24 protein-coding genes are annotated in these 25,543 nt (G+C 62.9%); 16 read left to right on the top strand and 8 right to left on the bottom strand.

What is annotated here, in order from left to right; all coding sequences use genetic code 11:
* Positions 1 to 151: 151 nt before the first annotated feature.
* The 3 genes from VXM67_RS05985 (at position 152) to trmA (ending at position 3,963) form a co-directional block, all read left to right on the top strand.
* A complete protein-coding gene (locus VXM67_RS05985; protein WP_023378696.1) occupies positions 152 to 1,372 on the top strand; it encodes an MFS transporter in 1,221 nt (406 codons plus the stop codon).
* Positions 1,373 to 1,585: 213 nt separating this feature from the next.
* Positions 1,586 to 2,881, top strand: coding sequence for an NCS2 family permease (locus VXM67_RS05980; RefSeq protein WP_023378695.1), 1,296 nt, complete (start codon positions 1,586 to 1,588; stop codon positions 2,879 to 2,881).
* Positions 2,878 to 3,963 carry a tRNA (uridine(54)-C5)-methyltransferase TrmA gene (gene trmA, locus VXM67_RS05975; RefSeq protein WP_023378694.1) on the top strand — a complete coding sequence of 362 codons (1,086 nt, stop codon included), beginning with the start codon at positions 2,878 to 2,880 and terminating at the stop codon, positions 3,961 to 3,963. The genes VXM67_RS05980 and trmA overlap by 4 nt, the downstream gene beginning before the upstream one ends.
* A gap of 102 nt (positions 3,964 to 4,065) precedes the next feature.
* On the opposite strand, the gene pcaG is transcribed toward trmA, so the two are convergent.
* Positions 4,066 to 4,671 carry a protocatechuate 3,4-dioxygenase subunit alpha gene (gene pcaG / locus VXM67_RS05970; RefSeq protein WP_023378693.1) on the bottom strand — a complete coding sequence of 202 codons (606 nt, stop codon included), beginning with the start codon at positions 4,669 to 4,671 and terminating at the stop codon, positions 4,066 to 4,068.
* Positions 4,672 to 4,681: 10 nt separating this feature from the next.
* Entirely contained in the window at positions 4,682 to 5,401 is a 720-nt protein-coding gene (gene pcaH / locus VXM67_RS05965; protein ID WP_023378692.1) for a protocatechuate 3,4-dioxygenase subunit beta, read from the bottom strand.
* A 201-nt stretch (positions 5,402 to 5,602) separates the two neighbouring features.
* Between pcaH and VXM67_RS05960 the strand changes: the two genes are divergently transcribed.
* Positions 5,603 to 6,487, top strand: a complete 885-nt coding sequence (locus tag VXM67_RS05960; RefSeq protein ID WP_023378691.1) for a neutral zinc metallopeptidase — start codon at positions 5,603 to 5,605, stop codon at positions 6,485 to 6,487.
* A 192-nt stretch (positions 6,488 to 6,679) separates the two neighbouring features.
* On the top strand, positions 6,680 to 8,599 hold the full coding sequence (locus tag VXM67_RS05955) for a methyl-accepting chemotaxis protein (protein ID WP_023378690.1): 1,920 nt from the start codon (positions 6,680 to 6,682) through the stop codon (positions 8,597 to 8,599).
* Positions 8,600 to 8,707: 108 nt separating this feature from the next.
* Here VXM67_RS05955 and ggt read toward each other — a convergent pair whose 3' ends face one another.
* The 3 genes from ggt to VXM67_RS05940 form a co-directional block, all read right to left on the bottom strand.
* Complete coding sequence (ggt, locus tag VXM67_RS05950) at positions 8,708 to 10,375, bottom strand: gamma-glutamyltransferase (RefSeq protein WP_023378689.1); 1,668 nt, start codon at positions 10,373 to 10,375, stop codon at positions 8,708 to 8,710.
* Between the two features lie 203 nt (positions 10,376 to 10,578).
* On the bottom strand, positions 10,579 to 11,475 hold the full coding sequence (locus VXM67_RS05945) for a LysR family transcriptional regulator (RefSeq protein WP_104882167.1): 897 nt from the start codon (positions 11,473 to 11,475) through the stop codon (positions 10,579 to 10,581).
* A 125-nt stretch (positions 11,476 to 11,600) separates the two neighbouring features.
* Positions 11,601 to 12,191 (bottom strand): NAD(P)H-dependent oxidoreductase, encoded by a 591-nt coding sequence (locus VXM67_RS05940; RefSeq protein WP_287169565.1) that lies wholly within the window; start codon positions 12,189 to 12,191, stop codon positions 11,601 to 11,603.
* On the opposite strand from VXM67_RS05940, the gene VXM67_RS05935 reads away from it, so the two are divergent.
* Both VXM67_RS05935 and VXM67_RS05930 read left to right on the top strand, forming a co-directional pair.
* Positions 12,190 to 12,435, top strand: a complete 246-nt coding sequence (locus VXM67_RS05935) for a hypothetical protein (protein ID WP_158491094.1) — start codon at positions 12,190 to 12,192, stop codon at positions 12,433 to 12,435. The genes VXM67_RS05940 and VXM67_RS05935 overlap by 2 nt on opposite strands.
* Positions 12,389 to 12,703, top strand: a complete 315-nt coding sequence (locus VXM67_RS05930; RefSeq protein ID WP_023378686.1) for a putative quinol monooxygenase — start codon at positions 12,389 to 12,391, stop codon at positions 12,701 to 12,703. Before VXM67_RS05935 ends, VXM67_RS05930 begins: the two co-directional genes overlap by 47 nt.
* Here VXM67_RS05930 and VXM67_RS05925 read toward each other — a convergent pair.
* Positions 12,693 to 13,457 carry a sulfite exporter TauE/SafE family protein gene (locus tag VXM67_RS05925; RefSeq protein WP_023378685.1) on the bottom strand — a complete coding sequence of 255 codons (765 nt, stop codon included), beginning with the start codon at positions 13,455 to 13,457 and terminating at the stop codon, positions 12,693 to 12,695. The two genes, VXM67_RS05930 and VXM67_RS05925, sit on opposite strands and share 11 nt — an antisense overlap.
* Positions 13,458 to 13,534: 77 nt before the next feature.
* Between VXM67_RS05925 and VXM67_RS05920 the strand changes: the two genes are divergently transcribed.
* The 8 genes from VXM67_RS05920 (at position 13,535) to VXM67_RS05885 (ending at position 20,818) form a co-directional block, all read left to right on the top strand.
* A complete protein-coding gene (locus VXM67_RS05920; RefSeq protein ID WP_367237558.1) occupies positions 13,535 to 14,452 on the top strand; it encodes a LysR family transcriptional regulator in 918 nt (305 codons plus the stop codon).
* A gap of 195 nt (positions 14,453 to 14,647) precedes the next feature.
* Positions 14,648 to 15,253 carry a CDP-alcohol phosphatidyltransferase family protein gene (locus tag VXM67_RS05915; protein WP_027908035.1) on the top strand — a complete coding sequence of 202 codons (606 nt, stop codon included), beginning with the start codon at positions 14,648 to 14,650 and terminating at the stop codon, positions 15,251 to 15,253.
* 30 nt (positions 15,254 to 15,283) lie between these two features.
* Entirely contained in the window at positions 15,284 to 17,041 is a 1,758-nt protein-coding gene (locus tag VXM67_RS05910) for a bifunctional alpha/beta hydrolase/class I SAM-dependent methyltransferase (protein WP_367237557.1), read from the top strand.
* Positions 17,038 to 18,351: a phosphatase PAP2/dual specificity phosphatase family protein gene (locus tag VXM67_RS05905; RefSeq protein ID WP_287169559.1), complete on the top strand. Its 1,314-nt coding sequence runs from the start codon at positions 17,038 to 17,040 to the stop codon at positions 18,349 to 18,351. The genes VXM67_RS05910 and VXM67_RS05905 overlap by 4 nt, the downstream gene beginning before the upstream one ends.
* Entirely contained in the window at positions 18,348 to 18,779 is a 432-nt protein-coding gene (locus VXM67_RS05900; RefSeq protein ID WP_023378679.1) for a hypothetical protein, read from the top strand. The genes VXM67_RS05905 and VXM67_RS05900 overlap by 4 nt, the downstream gene beginning before the upstream one ends.
* Before the next feature lie 10 nt (positions 18,780 to 18,789).
* Positions 18,790 to 19,413, top strand: coding sequence for a lysophospholipid acyltransferase family protein (locus VXM67_RS05895; protein ID WP_027908032.1), 624 nt, complete (start codon positions 18,790 to 18,792; stop codon positions 19,411 to 19,413).
* 1 nt (position 19,414) lies between these two features.
* On the top strand, positions 19,415 to 20,347 hold the full coding sequence (locus tag VXM67_RS05890; RefSeq protein WP_367237556.1) for a phosphatidate cytidylyltransferase: 933 nt from the start codon (positions 19,415 to 19,417) through the stop codon (positions 20,345 to 20,347).
* 126 nt (positions 20,348 to 20,473) lie between these two features.
* Complete coding sequence (locus VXM67_RS05885) at positions 20,474 to 20,818, top strand: cupin domain-containing protein (RefSeq protein WP_003258412.1); 345 nt, start codon at positions 20,474 to 20,476, stop codon at positions 20,816 to 20,818.
* A 1,161-nt stretch (positions 20,819 to 21,979) separates the two neighbouring features.
* Here VXM67_RS05885 and mmsB read toward each other — a convergent pair.
* Together mmsB and VXM67_RS05875 are read right to left on the bottom strand one after the other, a co-directional pair.
* Complete coding sequence (mmsB, locus tag VXM67_RS05880) at positions 21,980 to 22,870, bottom strand: 3-hydroxyisobutyrate dehydrogenase (RefSeq protein ID WP_023378675.1); 891 nt, start codon at positions 22,868 to 22,870, stop codon at positions 21,980 to 21,982.
* Between the two features lie 10 nt (positions 22,871 to 22,880).
* Positions 22,881 to 24,407: a CoA-acylating methylmalonate-semialdehyde dehydrogenase gene (locus VXM67_RS05875; protein WP_023378674.1), complete on the bottom strand. Its 1,527-nt coding sequence runs from the start codon at positions 24,405 to 24,407 to the stop codon at positions 22,881 to 22,883.
* Between the two features lie 140 nt (positions 24,408 to 24,547).
* Here VXM67_RS05875 and VXM67_RS05870 point away from each other — a divergent pair, with 140 nt between their 5' ends.
* Positions 24,548 to 25,498 (top strand): LysR family transcriptional regulator, encoded by a 951-nt coding sequence (locus VXM67_RS05870; protein ID WP_027907828.1) that lies wholly within the window; start codon positions 24,548 to 24,550, stop codon positions 25,496 to 25,498.
* Positions 25,499 to 25,543 lie beyond the last annotated feature (45 nt).

Raw genomic sequence — 25,543 nt, 5'->3', positions numbered from 1 at the left:
TGGGCGGTGTGGTGGATTGCCGCGTGACCGGTTGCCCCACCCACTTTACCAGGGTGTGAAAAAGTGCCGATTTGGGCAAACAGTAACCGCTTGTTACAAACAGATGATAACCTGCCGCCCCCTCTACTGCGCCGAGGCCCACAGGTTTCCGATGTCCGATTCCGCACCGCAGTTGTTGCGTCACCACCGTCCGTTCCTGGCCTTCTGGCTCGCCCGGGTGTTCACCGCCAGCGGCTTCCAGATGCTCACCGTGGCCATCGGCTGGCACCTCTACCAGCTCACCGGAAATGTCCTCGACCTGGGCCTGGTCGGTCTGGTGGAGTTCGCTCCCCGCGTGCTGTTCATGCTGCACACCGGGCATGTCGCCGACCGCTATGACCGGCGCAAGGTCGCCGCGCTCTGCCAAAGCCTCCAGGGGCTGATCGCACTGGCCTTGGCCGTGGGCAGCCTGACCGACAACGTCACCCGCGAGCTAATCTTCGCGCTGGCCTTCCTCCTGGGGGCGACCCGCTCGTTCGAGATGCCGGCCACCCAGGCCCTGCTGCCCAATGTCGTGCCGCCTGGACTGTTCCCGCGGGCGGTGGCGGCCTCGGCCTCGGCGACTCAGGCGGCGACCATCATCGCTCCAGCCGTGGGGGGGTTCCTGTACGCCTTCGGCAGCATCTGGGTATACGGCCCAACCGTGGCCCTGTATGCCACCGCCTGCCTGCTAATGCTCAGCCTCGAATCCCGCCAGCAGGTGACTCAGCGTGGCCGCGCCAGCCTGGAATCGCTGATGGCTGGGATCCGCTTCATCCGCAGCCGCCCCGATATTCTCGGGGCGATATCGCTCGACTTGTTCGCGGTGCTGCTGGGCGGAGCCACCGCGCTGCTGCCAGTGTTCGCCAAGGACATCCTGCTCACCGGCCCCTGGGGCCTTGGTCTGCTGCGCTCGGCGCCTGCAGTGGGAGCGCTGCTCATGTCGCTATGGCTTGCACGCTTCCCGGTGGAGCGCAAAGTGGGCCGGACCATGTTCACCGCTGTCGGCGTGTTCGGCGTGGCGACCATCGCCTTTGGCTTGTCCACCTCTTTCTGGTTCTCGCTGGCGGTACTGGTGGTGCTGGGCGCGGCCGACATGATCAGCATGGTGATCCGTGGCGCCTTCGTACAGCTGGAGACACCGGACGAAATGCGCGGGCGGGTGAGCGCGGTGAACGGGTTGTTCATCGGTGCCTCGAACCAACTCGGAGAGTTCGAATCCGGAGTCACGGCGCACTGGTTCGGCACGGTGCCGGCGGTCGTGCTGGGTGGCGTGGGGACGCTGGTGGTGACTGGGGTGTGGATAAAACTGTTCCCGACGTTGGCCAAGCGGGATCGGCTTCACAACAGCTGAAGCGTGGCCTGCACCGGTGCCTGCACGTCGCCGAGGTACCTTTGGCCGGCGATAGGGCCGAACAGCCCTCCCGACGGCCATACTCCCCGGCCCCCCATGCTGGTATGATGCGCGGCTTTTTTCCGCCCCACATAAACCACCGTTCGCCACGACGTGTGCTTTGCTGATGGGGTCGATACATTCACGGCGCCGGGGGCGCCTTGGGGAGCGGGCATGCTGGAAAGGCTGTTTCAACTAAGAGCACACAACACCAATGTGCGCACCGAGATTCTCGCGGGCGTCACCACCTTCCTGGCCATGGCCTACATCCTGTTCGTCAACCCGAGTATCCTCGGCGAGACCGGCATGGACAAAGGGGCGATCTTCGTCGCCACCTGCCTGGCCGCGGCCATCGGCTCGACGACCATGGGCCTGATCGCCAACTACCCGATCGCCCTGGCACCGGGCATGGGCCTGAACGCGTTCTTCACCTACACCGTGGTCCTGCATATGGGGCACACCTGGCAGGTGGCGCTGGGTGCAGTGTTCATCTCGGCGGTGTGCTTCTTCCTGCTGTCGATCTTCCGCATCCGCGAATGGATCGTGAACAGCATCCCGCTGCCGCTGCGCTCGGCGATCGCCGCCGGCATCGGCCTGTTCCTGGCGCTGATCGCCTTGCACAATGCCGGCATCGTCGTCGATAACCCTGCCACCCTGGTGGGTTTGGGGGACCTCAAGCAACCCGCTCCGATTCTCGCCACCCTGGGCTTCTTCCTGATCGTTGGCCTTGAGTCGCTCAAGGTCCGCGGTGCGGTCCTGATCGGTATCCTGGCGGTCACGCTTGCCTCCATCCTGATGGGTGTGACCCCGTTCGGTGGTGTGGTCTCGATGCCGCCATCGCTGGCACCGACCTTCCTGCAGCTGGACATCAAAGGCGCCCTGGACATTGGCCTGGTCAGCGTGATCTTCGCCTTCCTGTTCGTCGACCTGTTCGACAACTCCGGTACCCTGATCGGTGTGGCCAAGCGCGCCGGCCTGATGGGCAAGGACGGCCACATGCCGAAGATGGGCCGCGCCCTGATCGCCGACAGCACCGCGGCCATGGCCGGCTCGCTGTTGGGCACCTCGACCACCACCAGCTACATCGAATCGGCTGCGGGCGTGAGTGCCGGTGGCCGCACAGGCCTGACCGCCATCGTGGTTGCCGTGCTGTTCCTGCTGGCGCTGTTCTTCGCCCCGCTGGCCGGTAGCGTACCGGCCTTCGCCACTGCCCCGGCGCTGCTGTTCGTCGCGGTGCTGATGGCCTCGGGCCTGGCGGAAATAAACTGGGACGATGTCACCGAAGCGGCCCCCGTGGTGGTCACTGCCCTGGCCATGCCGCTGACCTACTCGATCGCCAACGGCATTGCCTTCGGCTTCATCGCCTGGACCGCCGTCAAGCTGATCTCCGGCCGCCACCGCGACCTGAACCCGGCACTGGTGATCCTCTCCATCCTGTTCGTCATCAAGTTGGGCTGGTTCAACGCATGAGTGCTGTCTTCGACCCCTCCTCCTACGCCACGCAGCTGGACGCCAAGGTAGCCCGGCTGCGAGAGCTGCTGGCGCCCTTCGGCGCGCCGGAGCCGGTTGTTTTCGAGTCGCCCCGCGAACACTACCGCCTGCGGGCCGAGTTCCGCCTGTGGCGCGAGGACGGCCAGCGTCACTATGCGATGTTCGCCCCCGGGGAGAAACACAAGGCGATCCTGATCGACGATTTCCCCATCGCCAGCGAGCGCATCAACGCGCTGATGCCGCGCCTGAAAGCGGCCTGGCAGGCCAGCGAGGCACTGGGAAACCGCCTGTTCCAGGTGGAGTTCCTCACCACCCTGGCCGGCGATGCGATGGTCACGATGTGCTACCACCGCCCGCTGGACGAGGCGTGGGAAGTGGCTGCGCGCCAACTGGCCAGCGACCTTGGGGTGAGCGTCATCGGTCGTTCCAAGGGCAAGCGGCTGGTGGTCGGGCGTGACTATGCAGTGGAAAAGCTCGACGTGGCGGGCCGCGTGTTCAGCTACCGCCAGCCGGAAGGTGCGTTCACCCAGCCCAATGGCGCGGTGAACCAGAAGATGCTGAACTGGGCCTACGACGCCATTGGCGAGCGCGACGACGACCTGCTGGAGCTGTATTGCGGCAACGGCAACTTCACCCTGCCGCTGGCCACCCGCGTGCGCAAGGTGCTGGCCACCGAAATCAGCAAGACCTCGGTCAATGCCGCACTGAGCAACCTCGACGAGAACGCGGTGGATAACGTGCGCTTGGTGCGCCTGTCGGCCGAGGAACTGACCCAGGCCTTGAACGACGTTCGCCCGTTCCGCCGCCTGGAAGGCATCGACCTCAAGCGCTATGAGTTCGGCACGGTGTTCGTCGACCCGCCACGGGCCGGCATGGACCCGGACACCTGCGAGCTGACCCGGCGTTTCGAGCGGATCCTGTACATCTCGTGCAATCCGGAAACATTGGCGGCCAACATTGCCCAGTTGCAGGACACGCACCAGATCGAGCGCTGTGCGTTGTTCGACCAGTTCCCCTATACCCACCACATGGAGAGTGGGGTGTTGCTGGTCCGGCGCTGACGGCTCAACGACGAAGCCGCTGCCACGAATATCGCGCTATCGCAATATCCGTGGCAGCGGCCTTGGGTCGCGAAGGGGCTGCAAGGCAGCCCCAGGCTTGAATCAGAAGTCGAAGAAGACTGTCTCCCCTTCCCCCTGAATACGGATATCGAAACGGTACGCCGTCTTCCCATCCACCTCGCAACGCTTGGCAATCAGCGTCTCGCGGCGCTGCGGCTGCTCGATCAGGTTGAGCACCGGGCACTTGGCGTTGGCATCTGCCTCGTCATCGAAATACACCCGCGTGTGCAGATGAATGTTGATGCCTCGGGCAAACAGGCTGATGTTGATGTGCGGCGCCATGGGCACGCCCGCAGCGTTCTTCACGACACCCGGCTTGACCGTCTGCAAGGTCCACTCACCCGCATCGAAGGTGGTGGCGGTGCGACCGAAGCTGTTGAAGGCATTTTCCAGGTTGAAGGCATCCTGGTACTGGCCGTTGGCATCCGCCTGCCACACTTCCAGGAACGAATCCCGCACCAGGTGGCCGTTGCCGTCATATACATGGCCGATCAACAGGATGTGTTCGCCTGGGGCGTCTGGCTTGGCCAGGCAGTTCCAGATTTCCTGAGCACGGGTCGGGTTGCCGGCCGCTTCCAGGGCCAGGCCGATGTGTACGTATGGGCCGGCGGTTTGCGAAGGGGTTTCCGGCAGCAGTTCGATGGGCATGTCGGGGTCCTCAGCAGTTCTCGAAGTGGGTCTTGCGCTGGCCACGCAGCACGATGTCGAAGCGGTACGCCAGGCAGTCCATGGGGTTGGCGTTGCTCATGTCGAGCTTGGCGATCAACTGCTGCACGGCTTCGGGGTTGGCGATCGACTTGACGATCGGGCACATCGGAATCAACGGATCACCTTCGAAGTACAGCTGGGTGATCAGTTTGGTGGCAATCGACGGGCCGCTGATGGAGAAGTGGATGTGCGCCGGACGCCAGTCGTTCGGGCCGTTGCGCCATGGGTACGGACCGGGCTTGATGGTGCGGAAGCTGTAGTAGCCGTCACGGTCGGTCAGGCAGCGGCCGACACCACCGAAGTTCGGGTCCAGCGGCGCCAGGTAACGGTCGTTCTTGTGCCGGTAGCGACCACCGGCGTTGGCTTGCCACATCTCGACCAGGGTGTTCGGCACAGGCTTGCCGTACTGGTCGACGACGCGGCCGGACACGATGATGCGCTCGCCGATCGGCAGGCCACCATTGTTGAAGTTCAGCAGCAGGTCATGGTCGTGCGGGCCAAAGCCCAGGTGGGAAAAGTCCGGACCGGTGGTTTCGCTGATCGACTGCGGAATACTGACCAGAGCCTGGCGCGGAGAGCGGGCAACGGACGTCTTGTAGTCGGGCGTGAGGGCCTTGGGGTGCCAGTTGCGATCACGGATCACGAAGCGGCTGTTGTCCTGAGCGGGCATGCCGATTTCCTCTCTTGGAATTATCAGAACGCCTGTGGATGACAGGCGGACTTGCAGTTTCAGATAAGTCGCGCGGGATGAATATTGAAAACACGCGCCAATTACATAACCAAATGGTTATGCATCTCTACCCAGGGCTAACAGGTTGCGCTGCACTGAACTAACCTATGTCTTCATGTTTCACGCTCTGGAGCGCACTTCATGGAATGGCGAAAAGGCCGACGCAGCGACAATGTGGTCGATGCCCGAGGCGAAGGTGGTGGCGGCGGCATGCGCTTTGGCGGCGGCAAGGGGCTGGGGCTGGGTGCAATCCTACTGATCGTCGGCATTGGCTGGCTCACCGGACAGGACCCTCTGCAGATCCTTGGCCAGCTCGCCGGGCAGATGGAACAGCAGCAACAAGTCCCCAGTGGGGCTGGCGGCAAGGCGCCGCCGGCCAACGACGAGCAGGCCGAGTTCGTCGCCTCGATCCTCGGCGACACCGAAGATACCTGGAAGGCTCTGTTCTCCCAGGCCGGCAAGCAATACCGCGACCCCAAGCTCGTGCTGTTCAGCGGCCAGGTCAACTCGGCCTGCGGCTTTGCCTCGGCGGCGGTGGGCCCGTTCTACTGCCCGGCGGACCAACGGGTGTACCTGGACATGACCTTCTTCCGTGAAATGGAAACCCGTTTCGCTGCCGCAGGCGACTTCGCCCAAGCCTATGTCATCGCCCATGAGATCGGTCACCACGTGCAGACCCTGCTCGGCGTGTCGGCCAAGGTCGATGCCGCGCGGCGCAACGGCCAGCGCATGGAGGGCGACAATGGCCTGCTGGTACGCCAGGAACTGCAGGCCGACTGCCTGGCCGGCGTCTGGGCTTATCAGGCGCAGCAGCGGCTCAACTGGCTTGAGCCGGGTGATGTCGAAGAAGCGCTCAATGCCGCCAATGCCATCGGTGACGACCGCCTGCAACAGCAGGGCCAAGGGCGCGTGGTGCCCGATTCGTTCACCCATGGCACTTCGCAACAACGGGTGCGTTGGTTCAAGACCGGTTTCGCCCAGGGGGATGTGAACAGCTGCGATACCTTCAGTGCGCGGAATCTTTGAGATTCACGGGTAAGTCCACCCACGGCCTTATGAAAACGCAAACGTTTTCATAAGGTTACAAATCAGCTGAAAAAGCGTTTCAGCTTCCGTTTTTCTTGCCGATAACTGCTGCACGAATCAGCAGGCACCCAGAAGAACAACGCCTAGCGATCGAAGATCAAGCGAGCGAAATCATTTTTCTGGAGAGCGTGCATGAACAGCTGGTTCGCCAACATCAGCGTAAACCTCAAGCTGGGCCTGGGCTTTGGCCTGGTCCTTGTCCTGACCGGCCTGCTGGCCCTGACTGGCTGGACCAGTCTGGGCAGCCTGATCGACCGTAGCAATTGGATGGGCGACATCGGTCAGCTCAACAAAGACCTGACCGACCTTCGGGTCGCGCGCCTGCAATACATGATCGCCAACGGCGATGACGCAGCGGCAGCCAATACCCAGGCCAAGCTCGATGCCTTCAGCAAGCAGCAGCAATACCTGGCCAATACCTTCAAGAGCCCAGAGAACGTCAAGCTGCTCAATGAACTGGGCCAGACCATCAGCGAGTACAAGGTGTCGCTGAACAAGATGCGCGCCGGTTACAAGAACTCCCTGGCGGCCCGCGAAGCCATGAACAGCTCGGCCATCAAGGCTGACCAAGCCATGGACACCCTCAGCGAGGAGGTCATGGCCCGCCCAGAGACCGACAGCGTGCGTCTGGCCCAGTACCAACTGATCAGCAAGACCCGCCAGCAATTGTTGCAGGTGCGCATCGATGTACGCGGCTACATTGCCGACAACACTGCTGCCAACGAACAGGCCGCATTGCGCCAGCTCGACGCGGCGCTGGCTGAAGTCGAAACCCTCAAGCGCCAACTGCCTGGCGACGCCAACCGCCTGCAGCAGTTCGAGCAGTCGGTGCAGGCCTACCGGGATGCCGTGCGTCAGTTCCGCGATGCCGTCGCCGGTATCACCACTGCACGCGCGGAAATGACCGTACAGGGCGCGGACATCGTCAAGCGCAGCGATGCGCTGTACAAGATCCAACTTGAGCGTCGTGACGCGGAAAGCACCCAGGCCCGCAGCCTGCAGACCATCGCCACCCTGCTGGCACTGCTGGTAGGTGTGCTGGCGGCGGTCATCATCACCCGCCAGATCACCCGCCCGCTGCGCGAAACCTTGCACGCGGTGGAACGGATCGCTGGCGGCGACCTCACCCACGATCTGCGGGTGACCCGCCGCGACGAAATCGGTGTGCTGCAGCAGGGCATCGCCCGCATGGGCACCACCCTGCGCGAACTGATCTCCGGCATTCGCGACGGGGTTACCCAAATCGCCAGCGCCGCCGAGGAGCTTTCGGCCGTCACCGAGCAGACCAGCGCCGGCGCCAACAGCCAGAAAGTCGAAACCGACCAGGTCGCCACGGCCATGCATGAAATGGCCGCCACGGTTCAGGAAGTGGCGCGCAATGCCGAACACGCTTCCCATGCCGCCACCGGTGCCGACGGCGAAGCCCGGGCCGGTGATCGCGTGGTCGGTGAAGCGATCAGCCAGATCGAGCGCCTGGCCGAGGAAGTACACCGTTCTACCGAGGCCATGAACCTGCTGCAGCAGGAGAGCCAGAAGATAGGCAGCGTCATGGACGTGATCAAGTCGGTCGCCGAGCAGACCAACCTGCTGGCCCTGAACGCCGCCATCGAAGCGGCCCGTGCTGGCGAGGCCGGCCGTGGTTTCGCGGTGGTCGCCGACGAGGTGCGCGGTTTGGCCCAGCGTACGCAGAAATCCACCGAAGAGATCGAAGAGCTGGTGGCCAGCCTGCAAAGTGGCACCCAGCAGGTGGCCAACGCCATGCAAGGTAGCCGCACCCTGACCGACAGCAGCGTCGAGCTGGCGCGCAAGGCCGGTGCATCGCTGGAAAGCATCACCAGTACGGTGTCGAACATCCAGTCGATGAACCAGCAGATCGCGGCAGCGGCCGAGCAGCAGAGCGCCGTGGCCGAGGAAATCAGCCGTAGCATCCTCAATGTCCGGGATGTGTCGGAGCAGACCGCGGCGGCCAGTGACGAGACGGCGGCCTCCAGCGTGGAGCTGGCTCGCCTGGGTGGGCACCTGCAGATGCTGGTCAGTCAGTTCCGCGTTTGACCGAGAGATGGCCTTGGCGGGTAGAACCGCTCCCACGGAATCGGCGCAAGGCGCCGTACCGGTGGGGGCGGGTTCACCCGCGAATGCGTCAGCACGGTCAGTCCAGTATCACTTGACGATCATCCCTACCCCACGTCCACGCGGGTCAGAGGCCGTCTCAAGCTTTTCTCCCGTCACCCGGATCGCCTGGATATCACCCATCTCCCAGCCCTGGTCTTCCAGCACATAACCCATCTTCCTCAGCTCATCCGCCACTGGCCCGGTGAGCGGTGCATAACTGTCATAGTAGAGGGTGTCCTTGGGCAACAACTGATGGTGCACGCGCTGGGCCGCGACTGCCTTCTCAAGCGGCATGCCATAGTCGTACAAGTTGTTCATCACCTGGAAGATCGAGGTGAAGATCCGCGAGCCGCCTGGCGTACCGATCACCAGCACCACCTTGCCATCGCGCGTCATCAGGCTCGGGCTCATGGACGAGAGCATGCGTTTGCCAGGTTCGATGGCATTGGCCGCGCCTCCCACCACACCGAAGGCATTGGCTGCGCCAGGCTTGGCACTGAAGTCGTCCATCTCATCGTTGAGCAGGAAGCCCGCCCCCTTGACCACTACGCCGCTGCCGTAGTCGAGGTTCAGGGTGTAGGTGTTACTGACGGCGTTGCCCTGCTTGTCGACGATGGAGAAGTGCGTGGTCTGGTGCGACTCCAGCCCCGGCTTGACGCCATCGGTATCGGAGATGGCATTCGGGTTGACCTGGGCTGCGCGCTTGGCCAGATAGTCCTTGGCAATCAGCTTGTCCACCGGCACCTGGGTGAAGGCCGGGTCGCCCAGGTAGTCGGCACGGTCGGCGAACACCCGCTTTTCGATTTCGGCCAACAAGTGGATGTAGCGCGCCGAGTTGTGCTCCACGCCCTTGAAGTCAGCTTCGCGGTTGGCCTTGATGCCCAGCAATTGCGCCAGGGCAACGCCTCCCGAGCTGGGCGGCGGAGCGGTGTAGACCACATTGCCACGCCAGTCGATTGCCATCGGTTGGCGCCAGATGGCCTTGTAGTCCTTGAGGTCTTCCTTGGTGATCAGGCCTTTGTCGGCTTGCATCTGCGCCACCAGCAAATCGGCGGTCTTGCCCTGGTAAAACTCGCTGGCACCTTTGTCGGCGATGCGCTCGAGGGTTTGCGCCATTTCCGGCTGCTTGAACAGCTCGCCGACCTTCATGCTGGAAAAGTAGTCGTTGAAGTTGGTGCCCGCCTTGAACAGGCCCTGGGCGTCGTCACGGTACTGGTACTGTTTCTGCGCGACCTTGAAGCCATTCTTGGCATAGCCGATGGCGGGGGTCAGCAGTTCGCTCCAGGGCAACTTGCCGAACTTCTGGTGCGCTTCCCACAAGCCCATGACAGTGCCAGGCACGCCTGCTGCGCGGGCGCCGACCAGGCTGAGGTTCTCGATCACCTCGCCTTTTTCGTCCAGGTACATGTTGCGCGTTGCAGCTTTGGGCGCCACTTCGCGGTAGTCGAGGAAATAGGGCTTGCCGTCGACGAACAGGGTCATGAAACCACCACCGCCGATGTTGCCTGCCTCAGGGTAGGTCACCGCCAGGGTGAAGGCAGTGGCCACTGCGGCGTCCACTGCGTTGCCGCCTTTCTTCAGGATATCGGCGGCCACCTGCGCACCATATTGATCAGGTGCAGCCACCGCTGCGCCCTCAAGGGTTACGGCGTAAGCCGAAGAACAGCTCAGAATCGCGGCTCCGAGAGCCATGGACGTGAACAGGACGTTACGCATAACACTTCCTTGGTGTTGTTTTTGTTGATCGGTCAGTAATACCGGAACTTACCGACCGTGCAAACAACCTTAGACTCTGTGTGAAAAGTCTTGAGACGAAGGTCAGGCTGTTTTCAACGCAGCATCACCGAGTATCAACGCTTTTCGTACAGAGCCTAGGAGCTTTCGCCGCCCTTGGACAGCAATTGTCGCCCCCAGGCAACTCAGCAGGCGTACATCGCCAATTTGTTCTGGATGAAATCCAGGAAGCACTGGATACGCAGGGCCAATTGCGTGTTGCGGTAGTACACCGCGTTGATCGGCTGCCGGTAGCCATTGTGGGCATCGCCCAGCACGACCTGAAGACGACCGGTACGAATGTCCTCGTGGGTCATGAAGTGCGAGAGGCTGACGATGCCCTCTCCCGCCAAGGCCAACTGGCGCAGGGTTTCGCCGCTCGAAGCGATGAGTGCCGGACGAATCGTCCAGCGATCGCCGTGCGCATGGCGCAGCGGCCATTGATTGAGCACCTCGGGTTGGCTGAAGCCGAGCAAGCAGTGGTCGTCGAGGTCTTCCACTCGCTGCGGCGCGCCGTGCCGCTCCAGGTAGGCCGGGCTGGCCAGCACCTGCACGGGGCTGCACCCCAGCGAACGCGCATGCAGGCTCGAATCGGCCAGTTCACCGATGCGAATGGCCACGTCGGTGCTTTGCTCCAGAAGGTCGATGATCAGGTCGTCGGTGTTCAGCTCCAGCTCGATGCCGGGGTACAGGCGCCGGAACTCGCCAATCCACGGCAGGATGGCATGGAGCATGAACGGGGCAGCGGCGTTGATACGCAGGCGGCCGGAGGGGGTCTGGCGGTTCATCGACAGACGCTCTTCCATTTCATCCATCTGTTCGAGGACGAGCCGCGAGCGCTCAAGGAAGAAGCGGCCTTCTTCGGTCAGGTCCATGCGTCGGGTGGTACGGTTGACCAGCGTGGTATCGAGTTTGGCCTCCAGACGCGACAGGGTGCGGCTGACAGCAGACGGCGTCTGGCCCAGTTGCTCGGCAGCGGCGGAAATGGAGCCGCTGTCGATAACGGCGACGAAAACCTGGAGTTCTTCGGATCGGGTTTTCACGTGGCAGGCCTGTATCGAAAAGTGCTGTGATTGATAGCGGGTCGCCGGGCACTGCGCAAGTCAAGCACAGTGCCTGCAGGCGCCGGCTCGCCGACGATGAGGCCGGCACAGGCACCGCGAAACCGTTACCCTTGCTTGCCGAACACCTCTCCCAGGTGCGCCTCATACGCTGCCACCGCCGCCGGTACGTCAGGCCGCTTCATCACATCCACCGCCAGGAACGTCGGCAAACCAGTCATGCCGAGGAACTGATTGGCCTTGTGGAACGGGAAGTACACCGCATCCACACCTTTACCTTCGAAGAAGTCGGTCGGGTCGTCGAAGGCTTGCTCAGGAGCATTCCAGGTCGCCGAAATCATGTACTGCTTGCCCTGCACGAGTCCGCCGCTGCCGTACTTCTGCGAGGCATCCGACCGGGTGCGACCATCGTTGGCGTAGAGGCTGCCATGGCCTGCGGTAAAGACTTCGTCGATGTACTTCTTCACGGTCCACGGCGCGCCCATCCACCAACCTGGCATCTGGTAGATGACCACATCGGCCCACAGGTACTTCTGCACTTCTTCAGCGACGTCGTAGCCGCCATCGATGAACGTTTCCCGCACATCGAAACCGGCGCGGTCCAGGTAGGCAACCGCCGCATCGTGCAGGGTCTGGTTCAGACGACCGTCGGAATGGGCGAACTGCTTGCCGCCGTTGAGCAACAGGATCTTTTTCATGGGTAACCTCGAACGTGGGTGTCGATCCGAGGCGCTGCGCCTGCCGATCGAGCCGAATGGGATGGCGGCAGGTTACGGAGCGGGCAAGCTGAGAAAAAGCGGCCTTGGGGCAAAATACTTTTGCCTTGAAATCATCAATGGTTCGGCCATTGTTGCCTTAGAATCGTTTCAGTCATTCAACCTTAGAGGCACCCCCCATGAGCGAGCAGCACGCCTTCATCCTCAAGGCCAAAACCCGTCCTGAAAAGTCCGAAGCCTTTGAAACCCTGTTCCGGGCGTACGTAGAACCGAGCCGCCAGGAACCGGGCTGCGTCGAATACCACATGCTGCGCGACAAGCAAGACCCGACCCTGTTCGTGTTCTACGAAGTCTGGGCCAGCAAGGCCGCCCTGGATGAGCACTCGGCCTTGCCGCACATGCGCGAATTCTTTGAAAAGCGCATGGACTACCTGGAGCGCGATTTCGATATCCAGCTCATCGAGATGCTCAGCCCTTCATCCGCTAGCCGTTGACCAGCAGGTGGCCGCCCAACGCGGCCAGGCCCACGAAGAAGCAACGCTTGAACCCTACCGCGCTGATGCGTTGGCGCAACCACTGGCCGGCCAGCATGCCCAGCAATGCTGGCGCCAGCATCAGCAGCGATGCGCCCAAGGCTTGACCGCCAAGGGCATCCTGCCTGGCCAGGCCAATGGCCAGGGCCAGCGTAGACACCGTGAACGATAGGCCCAAGGCCTGGATCATTTCGTCACGGTTCAGCCCAAGGCCCTGCAGAAAAGGTACCGCCGGCATCACGAACACGCCGGTTCCCGCCGTCACCACGCCGGTCACCAGTCCGCACAGGGGGCCTAGCCATCTTTCCTGCGCTGGCGATAGCTGAAAACCACGGCCGACCAGGCCGTACAGCGCGTAGGCGAGCAACGCTGCGCCCAGCGCATGAACGGCCCACGGTCCGCTGTCGATACCCAACCAGGCGCTGCCAAGCAGGGTGCCAACGACGATCATCAGCAACAGGGGGCCCAGACGGCGCAACAACGCCAGCAGGTGCCCGCCAGCACCCAATTGCCACAGGTTGGTCAACGTCGACGGAACGATCAACAACGCCGCAGCCTGTGCCGGCGTCATAGCCAGACCCAACAGCCCCATGGCGATGGTCGGCAGGCCCAGGCCGATGACACCCTTGACCGTACCGGCCAGCAGGAAGGTCATCACCACCAGCAACGACAGCGCCGGTCCTATGTCTTGATAGAAAGCGATCAGTGTGTTCATGCGCCCATGATGGGCAGTATCCGCTGGTTTGAACATCTGCCATATACTCAGCCTGACTCTTGCCAGGACAGAGGCACATGCACTTCGACTTGATCGACCTGAACCTGTTCCAGCATGTGCTGGAGTGCGGCAGTATCACGGCAGGTGCCCAGCGCAGCCACCTGTCCCTGCCCGCGGCCAGTGCGCGTATCCGTGCGATGGAGGGCTCGCTCGGGATTGCGCTGCTGGCCCGTAATCGCCGGGGCGTGCAGCCGACGCCTGCTGGCCAGGCGCTGTTGCAGCATGCCCGGATGATCGGGCAGCAGGTCGAGCGGTTGCAGTTCGACCTGGCGCAATATGCCCAGGGGCAGCAAGGCCAGGTACGCCTGCTGTGCAACACGGCGGCACTGACCGAATACCTGCCGGAGCTGCTGGCCCGTTACCTGGCCGAGCAACCGGGCGTCAGCATCGATGTACAAGAGCTGCCGAGCCTGCGCATCGTCCAGTCGATCACCCAGGGCATGGCCGACCTTGGCATCATCTCCACCGCCGTGCCCAGTGATCATTTGCAGACTCTCCCGTTTCGCGAAGATCCATTGGTGCTGGTGATGTCCCCTGACCACCCGCTGGCAAGCCTTGAAGATGTCAGTTTCAACGCCAGCCTCGCCCATGGCCATGTGGGCCTGGATGCGAGCAGTGCATTGGCGCTGCACCTTGAAGAACAAGCGCTGCGACAGGGGCGACGCATGCAGGTGCGGGTACGGGCGGAGGGTTTCGATGGGTTGATCCGTATGGTGGCCGGGGGCGCCGGTATCGGCATCGTGCCGCTGGCCTCGGTACGCCGTTGGGAAGCGACACTCGCGTTGCATTGGCGAAGACTGCAGGAGGATTGGGCCAAGCGGCAACTGCTGCTCTGTGCGCGGGACTTCGCCGCGCTGCCAGGTTATACGGCTGGCTTGGTCAGCAGCTTGCTACACGCCAAAGGTGACAAGCGGCCCCTCACGCAGCCGATGTAGGACTCGTCTGCTTCATACGTCAGAAAGATCACATAGTGCGCCGTTTCACAACGAACCCACCCGCGATCCTCCAACCATTGACTACCATTGCTCTGGCAAGAGGCTACCTGAGGCAGCTCATCGAGCCGTAGCCCTCAGGCTCGAGGCCACTTGCTCCAGTCGTCCTGCAATACCGAACTGCAATGGGAGCCTGATGTGCTATCGATCTACCAATTGAAACCACACTTCCAGGCCCTGTTGCGCCCTGCGGTAGACCGTCTCCACGGCCGTGGCGTCACGGCCAACCAGGTCACGGTCGCAGCGGCACTGGTGTCGGTATTGCTGGGTTTGCTGTTGGCGTGGTTGAGCCCTGTCACATGGCTGTTCATCCTGATCCCCATATGGATGTTGCTGCGCATGGCGCTCAATGCGGTCGATGGCATGCTGGCCCGTGAATTCGGCCAGCAATCGAAACTGGGGGCTTACCTGAACGAGCTGTGCGACGTGATCGCGGACACCGCGCTCTACCTGCCATTCGCATGCTTGCCTGGGGTGACGCCACTGCTGGTGGTACTGGTGGTGATCAGTGCGCTGATCAGCGAATACGCCGGGGTCATGGGGCCGCTGGTGGGTGCTTCGCGGCGCTATGACGGCCCCATGGGCAAAAGCGACCGGGCCTTCGCCTTCGGCCTGCTGGGCGCGGGCGTGGCGTTCCACCTCCTGAGCCCGGCGTGGATCGACGGCCTGCTGCTGGTCATCCTCGCCCTCTCGCTCTATACCCTCTACAACCGGGTTCGCCAGGGTCTGGTAGAAACCCGCTGAGCCTAGTGTCGCCGGACAAGGACCTTCGCCATGCGCCAAGCGCAATCGCTGTATTTCCCTACCCATGATGGTGTCGAACTGCATTACCGTCATTGGCCCGCCACCCGAAACGAACATCAGCCACGACGGGCGGTGGTGATGTTCCACCGAGGCCATGAGCACGGCGGGCGCATGGCTCATCTGGCCGACGAGCTGGACATGCCTGGCTACGACTTCTTCGCCTGGGATGCGCGTGGCCATGGCCAGTCGCCCGGTGCTCGCGGCGATAGCCCAGGGTTTGCCACCAGCGTGCGTGATGTGCAGACCTTCATCGAGCACATCCAGGCGCGCCACGGTATTGCCGAGCCAGACATCGTGGTGCTTGCCCAGAGCGTCGGCGCGGTTCTGATCGCCACCTGGGCCCATGACTACGCCCCCAAGGTGCGCTGCCTGGTGCTTGCCTCGCCGGCCTTCAAGGTGAAGCTGTACGTGCCCTTCGCCCGCCCAGGCCTGAAGTTGCTCAAGGCCCTGCGCGGCAACTTCTTCGTCAACAGCTATGTCAAGCCGCGCCTGCTGACCCACGACCCGGAGCGGGTCATGTCGTATATCGCCGACCCGCTGATCAGCCGGCCCATTTCGGTAACCATGCTGCTGGGCTTGTACGAGGCAGCCGACCGCGTGGTCGCCGATGCCCAGGCGATCCAGGTGCCGACCCAACTGCTGGTGTCGGGGGCCGACCTGGTGGTCGAGCGCGCACCGCAGGAGCGCTTCTTCGAGCGCCTTGGGTGCCTGCGCAAGGAAATGCATGTGCTTCCCGGCTTCTTCCACGACACCCTGGGCGAACGCGACCGCGGCCATGTACTCAGGCGCATCGAGCGCTTCGTCGAGCACAGCTTCGACAACCCCGTGGCAGCGCCCAGCTTGCTCGATGCGGACAAGACCGGCGCCAGCTGCGCCGAAGCCGAAAGCCTCGCCGCGCCGCTACCCCGCAACTCGCCCCGCGAGCTTTACTGGCGCGCCACCCGCGCAGGGCTGCGCCTGGGCAGGGGCTTCTCCGAAGGCGTGAGGCTGGGCTTCGACACCGGCTTCGACTCTGGCAGCACACTCGACTACGTCTACCGCAACCAGCCCTCGGGCAAGGGGTCACTGGGCCGTCTGATCGACCAGAACTACCTGAACGCCATAGGCTGGCGAGGCATCCGCCAACGCAAGCTGCACGTCGAGGAATTGCTGCGACTGGCCATCGATCGCCTGCGCGAGCAACAGCGACCCGTGCATATCGTCGATATCGCGGCAGGCCATGGCCGCTACATTCTCGAAGCTTTGCAGGCACATGATCGGCAGCCGGACTCGATTTTGCTGCGCGACTACAGCGAACTGAACGTGCAACAGGGCAGTGCCCTGATCGAAGAAAAGGGTTTGGCCAACATCGCTCGCTTCGTACAGGCCGATGCATTCGACCGACAGGGCCTGGCTGCGCTGGAGCCACGCCCGACCCTGGCCGTGGTGTCCGGCCTGTATGAACTGTTCGCCAGCAACACCCTGGTTGGCAACTCGCTGGCTGGCCTTGCCGAGGCCGTGGAGAGTGGCGGTTACCTGGTCTACACCGGCCAACCCTGGCACCCGCAGCTTGAGATGATCGCCCGCGCCCTTACCAGCCATCGTGGTGGCGAGGCCTGGGTGATGCGGCGACGCAGCCAGGCAGAGATGGACCAACTGGTGGAAGCCGCGGGTTTTCGCAAGCTGGCCCAGCGCATCGATGAATGGGGCATCTTCAGCGTGAGCCTGGCGCAGCGAGTTCGTGAGTGAAGCCGATGCGTGAGCCTGGGCTTATCCGGCGAGGCGTGCTGTGGCTGTTGCTGCTCGGGCCAGTCTTCTTCCTCAGCTATGGCCTGGCCAACAGTCACACCGAGGGCCGCGACGATGTCGGCAGCCTGGTGTTCGCCTGGGAACGGCACATACCGCTCTGGCCCTGGACCATCCTGCCGTACTGGTCGATCGACCTCCTTTATGGCCTGTCCTTCCTGCTGCCGCGTACACGCCGCGAAATGGACCGCCATGCCCTGGCCCTGCTCACCGCGCAGGTGATCAGTGTCAGCTGCTTTCTGCTCTGGCCCCTGCGTTTCACCTTCGAACGGCCGGCAATGGATGGTCTGTTCGGCTGGCTGTTCGAGGTGCTGATGGGGTTCGACAAGCCATTCAACCAGGCCCCCTCGCTGCACATCGCACTCTTGGTCATCATCTGGACGATGTTCGCCCGGCATCTGCACCGCCCGCTCTGGCGTTGGGTCATGCATGGGTGGATGGCGCTGATCGGGGTGTCCGTGCTCACCACTTGGCAGCATCACTTCATCGACCTGCCCACCGGAGCATTGTCCGGATTCGCCTGCCTCTGGCTCTGGCCGCCTAAGGGCCAGTTGCCCTGGCAGCATGCCCACCTGGCTCGCGAACCGTATCGCTGGCGCCTGGCGCTGCGCTATGGGGCCGGGGCGATGGGCAGCGTGGTAATTGCGCTGCTGGTGGGTGGTGCCGGGTTATGGCTGCTTTGGCCGGCCGTGGCGCTGCTGCTGGTAGCGCTGAACTACGCGGCGTTGGGCGCACAGGGTTTTCAGAAAGGTGATGACGGACGCTTGTCGATTGCCGCCAGCGCGCTGCTTGCCCCCTACACGCTGGCGGCATGGATCAATTCGCGACTGTGGACATGGCGTCACCCCAATGCCGACGCAGTCTGCGACGGGGTTTTCCTGGGGCGTATTCCAGGCCAAGTTGAAGCTTCGAGCTATGCCGCAATCGTCGACCTCTGTGCGGAACTGCCTTGCCCGATGACCCAGGGGGTCGATTACCACGTGCTGGCCACGCTCGACCTGATCGCGCCGAACAGCCAGTTGCTGCAGCAAGCCGCCTCGGCGATCGAGCGGTCGCGCCACCAAGGCCCTTTGCTGGTCTGCTGCGCGTTGGGCTACTCGCGCAGTGCCAGCGCGGTCGCCGCCTGGCTGCTATTGACTGGTCGATGCAGCGACATCGCCCAGGCACAGGTACTGATCCGCAAGGCTCGCCAGGGCGTGGTGCTGTCGCCCGCCCATCGCCTGGCGCTGCAACGGCTGGGCAGCCCGCCATGAAGCTGATGGTGGTCGCCAGCCTGCTCGGTCGTGGCGCGCAGCTGGAGCGTCTGTCCGATGGCATCAGCCTGCTGGCCTTGGCCTATGGCCTGGCGCCGCTGCTGGGTGCAGCGCTGACGCCATCAGCCAGCCTGCTGTGCGCTGCCCTGCTCGCCCTCGGTGTGTTGCACAAATACTGGGCGGTACGTGTCGCGCTGGACGCCGACCTGTTCGCCCGACTTGGCGCCAGCACCGATTTGGCGGCCGATACCCAGGCTCTGGACCATGCCCTGTTCGACCTGCATTTGAAAACCCAGCCCGAAGACGCCCGCGACTGGTCTGCCCGAAGCCAGGCGGCACTGGCGCTGTTGCGCCGTCAGACCCTGTGCCTTGGCCTGCAGGCGCTGCTGACGTTGGCTACCCTGCTGACAGTGCCTTTCATTGGATGATCACCGAGCCATGCTTGCCGCCCTGACTGCCTTCATCATCACCAGCGCAGCGCGCCTGATCACCGGCGCCCGCGCCCTGTGGCTAGGCTGCGCACCGCAACCGGTGCAACGCCTGTATTTCGCCAACCACAGCAGCCACGGCGATTTCGTGCTGATCTGGGCCTCACTGCCTGCGCCGCTGCGCAGGCATACCCGGCCCGTGGCAGGCGCCGATTACTGGGCCAAGCCTGGGCTGCGCGACTTTCTGATCCGCAAAGTGTTCAACGGGGTGCTGATCGACCGGCACCGGGTCGAAGGCCAGGGCAACCCACTGCAACCGATCTTCGACGCCCTGGCCCAGGGCGATTCCCTGATCTTCTTCCCGGAGGGCACCCGCAACCTGGGCGATGAGCCGCTGATGCCCTTCAAAAGTGGATTGTTCCATTTGGCCGCCGCCAATCCCGGCATGCAATTGGTGCCCGTCTGGATCGCCAACCTCAACCGTGTGATGCCCAAGGGCCGGGCCCTACCGCTGCCGCTGTTGTGCACCTTGAGTTTTGGTGAGCCCATTCACCTGCAGGCCGACGAGGGCAAGCAGGACTTTCTAGAGCGGGCCAGTCAGGCCCTGCTGAATCTGGCACCAAAGGATGCCTGACATGGACGACAACACCCTTCTGCTGTTCGCCGGTATTGGCGCGCTCCTATTGCTCGCCAGTGTGATCGGTCGCTTGCTCAAATGGCGTGCAGGCCCTGCCCCTCATGCGGTAATCGACAACCTCAACGCCCGCATCAATGCCTGGTGGGTGATGGTACTGGTGATCGGCATCGCCTTCCTGTTAGGCAAGTACGGTGTGATCGTGTTGTTCTACGGCGTTTCGTTCTACGCCTTGCGCGAGTTCATGACCCTCACCCCGACCCGACGCAGCGACTACCCGGCGCTCGTGGCCGCCTTCTACGTGGCGCTGCCGGTGCAATATTTGCTGATTGCCATGGACTGGTACGGGTTGTTCAGCATCTTCATCCCGGTGTACCTGTTCCTGCTGTTGCCGATTCTGGCCAGCTTCGGCGGTGACACCACGCGCTTTCTGGAACGGGCCTCGAAGGTACAGTGGGGCCTGATGATCGCGGTTTACTGCCTGTCTTCGGTACCCGCCCTGCTGACCCTCGATATACCCGGTTACGAAGGCCGCAACCTGTTGTTGATCGCCTGGCTGATTCTGGTGGTGCAGATCAGCGACGTGCTGCAGTACGTGTGCGGCAAGTTGTTCGGCAAGCACAAGGTGGCGCCCAACCTGTCACCGTCGAAGACCATCGAAGGCCTGGCCGGCGGTGTGGCACTGGCGACCTTGGTCGGCGCCCTACTGTGCTGGATCACCCCGTTCAGCTTCTGGCAGGCTGCATTGATGGCCTTGACGGTCAATGCCATGGGCTTTTTCGGTGGGCTGGTGATGTCGGCGATCAAACGCGACCGTGGGGTCAAGGACTGGGGGCACATGATCGAGGGCCACGGAGGCATGCTCGATCGGATGGATTCAGTGTGCTTCGCTGCGCCGGTGTTCTTTCACTTTGTGCGCTACTGGTGGGCGTGAGCCGTGGCGCTGCACGGGTCGACGGCATAGCGCGGTCAGGCAGCTGGACGTCGAGCCCAGGCAACTGGCGCTCGGCCAATGGCCCTATGGTGATACGTCATTCAGCCAGTCACCAGGAGTTGTGCCATGTCCGATTTCATCACCGTCCTGCGCGAGACCTGCCCGACGCCGGTCGTGGACGCCACCAAGTGGAAGCGCATCGGCGGCGATCCGCACACCGTCAACCTCAACGCCTACTTGTCTGCCGACGGCAGCAAGATCATGGGTACCTGGATCTGCACGCCAGGCAAGTTCGAGGTGAATTACGAAAAGTGGGAGTTCTGCCACTTCCTCGATGGCTATTGCATCATCACCCCGGAAGGTGAAGAGCCCAAGCACCTCAAAGCCGGTGATGTGTTCGTGATCGAACCGGGAATGAAGGGCACCTGGGAAGTGGTCGAGACCGTGCGCAAGTATTTCGTCTTCGCCTGATTCTTGATATGGGTTGGGGATGCTAGGTGGCAGTCATGGTTTAGCGGTGATGCGTATATCGAGCGCCGCCCGCGCGGCGCATCGCGAGCAAGGCTCGCTCCCACGTTTGTTTCGGGCCAATTATTCCTGCGAGATTCGTGCGCGAACGCGTTGGCGCATGGCTCGATATCGCGCCGTACAAACAAGGCGGTCGCGCGCGTCTGTCACAGGCGTTATTGGCCGTAAACAAACGTAGGAGCGAGCCTTGCTCGCGATGCGCCGCGCGGGCGGCGCTCGATCTTGCAAACGCCAAAACCTTACGACAGGCAAAAAAAATCGCGGGCCAGGTGCCCCTCCCTCTGGTGCGCAGTTACAGAGGGAGAAGCACCCAACCCGCGATCAAGCCTCGCTCGTCAATCCTTCTTGCGATACCCCTCGCCACGCGTAGGAGCGAGCCTTGCTCGCGATGCGCCGCGCGGACGGCGCTCGATCTTGCAAACGCCAAAACCTTACGACAGGCAAAAAAAATCGCGGGCCAGGTGCCCCTCCCTCTGGTGCGCAGTTACAGAGGGAGAAGCACCCAACCCGCGATCAAGCCTCGCTCGTCAATCCTTCTTGCGATACCCCTCGCCACGCGTAGGAGCGAGCCTTGCTCGCGATGCGCCGCGCGGACGGCGCTCGATCTTGCAAACGCAAAAACCTTACAACAGGCAAAAAAAATCGCGGGCCAGGTGCCCCTCCCTCTGGTGCGCAGTTACAGAGGGAGAAGCACCCAACCCGCGATCAAGCCTCGCTCGTCAATCCTTCTTGCGATACCCCTCGCCACGCGTAGGAGCGAGCCTTGCTCGCGATGCACCGCGCGGGCGGCGCTCGATCTTGCAAACGCCAAAACCTTACGACAGGCAAAAAAAATCGCGGGCCAGGTGTCCCTCCTTCTGGTGCGCAGTTACAGAGGGAAAAGCACCCAACCCGCGATCAAGCCTCGCTCGTCAATCCTTCTTGCGATACCCCTCGCCACGCGTAGGAGCGAGCCTTGCTCGCGATGCGCCGCGCGGGCGGCGCTCAATCTTGCAAACGCCAAAAACCTTACGACAGGCAAAAAAAATCGCGGGCCAGGTGTCCCTCCTTCTGGTGCGCAGTTACAGAGGGAAAAGCACCCAACCCGCGATCAAGCCTCGCTCGTCAATCCTTCTTGCGATACCCCTCGACAATCGCCGAGAAGTCCTTGCCACCGTCCCCCCGCAGGCTCATCGCCTGGTACAACTGCTGGGCGACGGCGCCGAGAATCACCGGTTGGTGCGCCTGCCGCGCAGCCTCAGTGGCCAACCCCAGGTCCTTGAGCATCAACTCGGCACCAAAACCTCCGGTGTAGCCCCGTGACGCCGGGGCGGTCTCGATGACGCCCGGCCATGGGTTGTAGGTGTCGGAACTCCAGCAACGCCCGGTCGAGCTATTGATGATGCCGGCCAGCACCTTGGTATCGATGCCCAGCGCATTGCCCAGGGCCATGGCTTCGGACACTCCGATCATGGAGATGCCCAGCAGCAGGTTGTTGCAGATCTTGGCGATCTGCCCGGTCCCGACCTCACCGCAATGCACGATGTTGCGGCCCATCTGCTCCAGCACTGGCTTGAGGGTGGCGAACAGCTCGGCACTGGCGCCGACCATGAACGTCAATGTGCCAGCCGCCGCGCCGCCGGTGCCGCCAGACACCGGAGCATCGCCCATGTCCACCCCCTTGGCCGCGGCGGCCTTGGATACATCGCGGGCGGTCTGCGGGTCGATGGTGCTGCAATCCACCGTCGGCGTACCGGGGCGGATGCCCGCCAGTACGCCATCTTCTTCGTTGAGGTACACGGCGCGCACATGGGCCGCAGCCGGCAACATGGTGATGACCAGTTCGCTGCCAGCAGCCGCGTCCTTGGGCGAGGCGCTGACCTGCCCCCCGAGCTCGGCAAGCTCGGCCAACACGGTCTTGTTCAGGTCGAACAGGTTCAACGAGTGCCCGGCCTTGATCAAGTTGCGGGCCATGGGGGCACCCATGTTGCCCAGGCCGATGAATGCGATACGCATGGCGATCTCCTTAGCGCAGGCTGATGGTGGTGTTCACGCCGTCATTGACGCTGTCGTCATCGAACCAGCGGGCGGTGACGGTCTTGGTCTGAGTGTAGAACTGCACCACTTGCTTGCCGTACGGGCCCAGGTCGCCCAGCTTCGAGCCGCGCGAACCGGTGAAGCTGAAGAACGGAACCGGCACTGGGATCGGGATGTTGATACCGACCTGGCCGATGTCGATCTCGCTCTGGAACTTGCGCGCCGCCGCGCCACTCTGGGTGAACAGGCCGGTGCCGTTGCCGAACGGGTTGGCGTTGACCAGGGCGATGGCTTCATCGAGGGTGTCGACTTCCAGGGTCACCAGCACCGGGCCGAAGATCTCCTGGGTGTAGATCTGCATGTCGGTTTTCACCCCAGAGAACAGGGTCGGGCCAACGAAGTTGCCCTGCTCGTAGCCTGGGACCTTCACATCGCGCCCATCCAGTTCAAGCTTGGCGCCTTCCTTGATACCGCTTTCGATCAAGCCCAGAACACGCTCCTTGGCGCGCTTGGATACCACCGGGCCCACATCGGTGCCTGGTTCACAACCAGCATTGACCTTGAGCTTGCTCGCCGCCGCCTTGATGTCCGGCAGCCACTCACGGGCCTTGCCCACCAGCACCGCCACCGACGTGGCCATGCAGCGCTGGCCGGCTGCGCCGAAAGCGGCGCCGACCAGAGCATTGACGGTTTGCGTGCGGTTGGCATCGGGCAGTACCACGGCATGGTTCTTGGCGCCCATCATCGACTGCACGCGCTTACCGTGCTGGCTGCCCAGGTTGTAGACGTGGGTGCCGACTTCGGTGGAGCCGACGAAGGAGATGGCCTTGATGTCCTTGTGGGTACAGATCGCATCGACCACTTGCTTGCCACCATGCACCACGTTCAGAACACCCGCCGGCACGCCGGCTTCCAGCGCCAGCTCGACCAGCATCATGGTCGACAGCGGGTCCTGCTCGGATGGCTTGAGAACGAAGGTGTTGCCGCAAACGATGGCCATGGGGAACATCCACAGCGGGATCATCGCCGGGAAGTTGAACGGGGTGATGCCTGCACACACGCCGATGGGCTGGCGCAGGGTGTAGGTGTCGACACCACCGGCGACGTTCTCTGCGAACTCGCCCATCTGCAGGGTACCGATGGACGCTGCGTGCTCGACCACTTCAAGGCCACGGAAGATATCGCCTTCGGCATCGGCCAGGGTCTTGCCCTGCTCGGCGCTGAGGGTCTGGGCGATGCGCTTGGTGTGCTCGCGGATCAACGCCTGCAGCTTGAGCATGATGCGCATGCGTGCGCCGATCGGGGTGTCGCGCCAGGTCAGGAAGGCGCGCTGGGCGGCGGCCACAGCAGCATCCACTTCCTCGACAGTGGCGAAGGGAACTCGCGCCAACACCTGCTGGGTGGCCGGGTTGACGATGTCACGCCATTCGCTGGTCTTCGATTCGACCCATTGGCCATCGATCAGCAGCTTGACCTGTTCGACCTTGGTCTGGTCGGGGGATTGCGGTGCGTTCATCTGCGTTCTCCTTGGAATTATTGTCAGGACGAGATCGCCAGCGCCGGGGGCAAACGCGAGGTGGCGCTTGGGTCTTGGGGCTTTTTTCGAGTATAGATGTGCAAACATCCAACAAGAACGCACAAAAAAACCGGATCATCATGCAAAAAGACCTCACCTCATTGAGCGCGCTGAACTGGGACGATCTCAAGTTCTTCCTCGAAGTGGCACGCACCCGCAAGGCCAGCAGCGCCGCCAAGCGTCTGAGCGTCGACTACACCACGGTATCGCGGCGCATCAGCTCGCTGGAGGGCGCCCTGGGCACCTTACTATTCGAAAAATCACGCACCAACGGCTTCGTGCTCACGGCCGAGGGCCAGCGCTTGCTGGGCTATGCCGAGTCGATCGAAAGCACCCTGCACATGGCCTGCGAACAGGTTTCCGGTTCTGGGGTAGCGTTGTCGGGGCATGTACGCATGGGCTGCACCGAGGGTTTCGGCAGCTTCTTCGTCACCCCGCAATTGAGCCATTTCGTCGATGCCTGGCCGGCCATTTCGGTGGATATCCTGCCGCTGCCGCACTTCATCAGCCTGTCCAAGCGCGAGGCGGATATCGTGATTGCCCTGGAACGTCCGGAGCATGGGCCGTACGTGTGCTGCAAGCTGTGCGACTACCGCCTGCGGTTGTATGCCACCCAGGAGTACCTGGACAGCCACGCGCCGATTCGCCAGGTGAGCGATCTGGTCGAGCATCCGTTCATCAGCTATGTGGATGACCTGGCGTTCAGCTCGGAGCTGCTGTACCTGGCCAACCTGATTCCCAATGCCAGTGCGCACCTGCGCAGCACCAGCGTGATCGCCCAGTTCACCGCCGCGCTGCAGGGTCGAGGACTGGCGATTCTGCCGTGCTTCCTGGCGGCGCAGGATCCGCGGCTGGTGACGGTGCTGCCGGAGGAGATCGAAGTGACGCGGCAGTTCTGGATGTATTGCCGGGAGGACTTGCGCAAGTTGAAGCGGATTACCTTGCTGTGGGATTACATACGTGAGGTGACCGAGGCGAATGCACCGCTGTTGATGGGTGAAACGCGCAAGATGCGGTTCGTTCAGACCTGAGAGGCCACAAGGCCACGGTAGGAGCCGGCGTGTTGGCTTCTACCG

This window comes from Pseudomonas sp. Rh2 (assembly GCF_040762985.1).
Taxonomy (GTDB): domain Bacteria; phylum Pseudomonadota; class Gammaproteobacteria; order Pseudomonadales; family Pseudomonadaceae; genus Aquipseudomonas; species Aquipseudomonas taiwanensis.
Note: the sequence above shows the minus strand (reverse complement) of the source record. Positions and strands in the feature narration are given on the sequence as shown.

Excerpts from the sequence above, each read along its gene's own strand:
- pcaG (WP_023378693.1), bottom strand. The coding sequence starts at position 4,671 with ATGCCCATCGAACTGCTGCCGGAAACCCCTTCGCAAACCGCCGGCCCA.
- VXM67_RS05875 (WP_023378674.1), bottom strand. The coding sequence starts at position 24,407 with ATGAACGCACCGCAATCCCCCGACCAGACCAAGGTCGAACAGGTCAAG.
- VXM67_RS05910 (WP_367237557.1), top strand. The coding sequence starts at position 15,284 with ATGCGCCAAGCGCAATCGCTGTATTTCCCTACCCATGATGGTGTCGAA.
- VXM67_RS05930 (WP_023378686.1), top strand. The coding sequence starts at position 12,389 with ATGAGCGAGCAGCACGCCTTCATCCTCAAGGCCAAAACCCGTCCTGAA.
- VXM67_RS05940 (WP_287169565.1), bottom strand. The coding sequence starts at position 12,191 with ATGAAAAAGATCCTGTTGCTCAACGGCGGCAAGCAGTTCGCCCATTCC.
- VXM67_RS05980 (WP_023378695.1), top strand. The coding sequence starts at position 1,586 with ATGCTGGAAAGGCTGTTTCAACTAAGAGCACACAACACCAATGTGCGC.
- VXM67_RS05955 (WP_023378690.1), top strand. The coding sequence starts at position 6,680 with ATGAACAGCTGGTTCGCCAACATCAGCGTAAACCTCAAGCTGGGCCTG.
- VXM67_RS05900 (WP_023378679.1), top strand. The coding sequence starts at position 18,348 with ATGAAGCTGATGGTGGTCGCCAGCCTGCTCGGTCGTGGCGCGCAGCTG.
- mmsB (WP_023378675.1), bottom strand. The coding sequence starts at position 22,870 with ATGCGTATCGCATTCATCGGCCTGGGCAACATGGGTGCCCCCATGGCC.
- VXM67_RS05935 (WP_158491094.1), top strand. The coding sequence starts at position 12,190 with ATGGGTAACCTCGAACGTGGGTGTCGATCCGAGGCGCTGCGCCTGCCG.
- VXM67_RS05895 (WP_027908032.1), top strand. The coding sequence starts at position 18,790 with ATGCTTGCCGCCCTGACTGCCTTCATCATCACCAGCGCAGCGCGCCTG.
- ggt (WP_023378689.1), bottom strand. The coding sequence starts at position 10,375 with ATGCGTAACGTCCTGTTCACGTCCATGGCTCTCGGAGCCGCGATTCTG.
- VXM67_RS05920 (WP_367237558.1), top strand. The coding sequence starts at position 13,535 with ATGCACTTCGACTTGATCGACCTGAACCTGTTCCAGCATGTGCTGGAG.
- pcaH (WP_023378692.1), bottom strand. The coding sequence starts at position 5,401 with ATGCCCGCTCAGGACAACAGCCGCTTCGTGATCCGTGATCGCAACTGG.
- VXM67_RS05960 (WP_023378691.1), top strand. The coding sequence starts at position 5,603 with ATGGAATGGCGAAAAGGCCGACGCAGCGACAATGTGGTCGATGCCCGA.
- VXM67_RS05870 (WP_027907828.1), top strand. The coding sequence starts at position 24,548 with ATGCAAAAAGACCTCACCTCATTGAGCGCGCTGAACTGGGACGATCTC.
- VXM67_RS05925 (WP_023378685.1), bottom strand. The coding sequence starts at position 13,457 with ATGAACACACTGATCGCTTTCTATCAAGACATAGGACCGGCGCTGTCG.
- VXM67_RS05985 (WP_023378696.1), top strand. The coding sequence starts at position 152 with ATGTCCGATTCCGCACCGCAGTTGTTGCGTCACCACCGTCCGTTCCTG.
- VXM67_RS05885 (WP_003258412.1), top strand. The coding sequence starts at position 20,474 with ATGTCCGATTTCATCACCGTCCTGCGCGAGACCTGCCCGACGCCGGTC.
- trmA (WP_023378694.1), top strand. The coding sequence starts at position 2,878 with ATGAGTGCTGTCTTCGACCCCTCCTCCTACGCCACGCAGCTGGACGCC.
- VXM67_RS05890 (WP_367237556.1), top strand. The coding sequence starts at position 19,415 with ATGGACGACAACACCCTTCTGCTGTTCGCCGGTATTGGCGCGCTCCTA.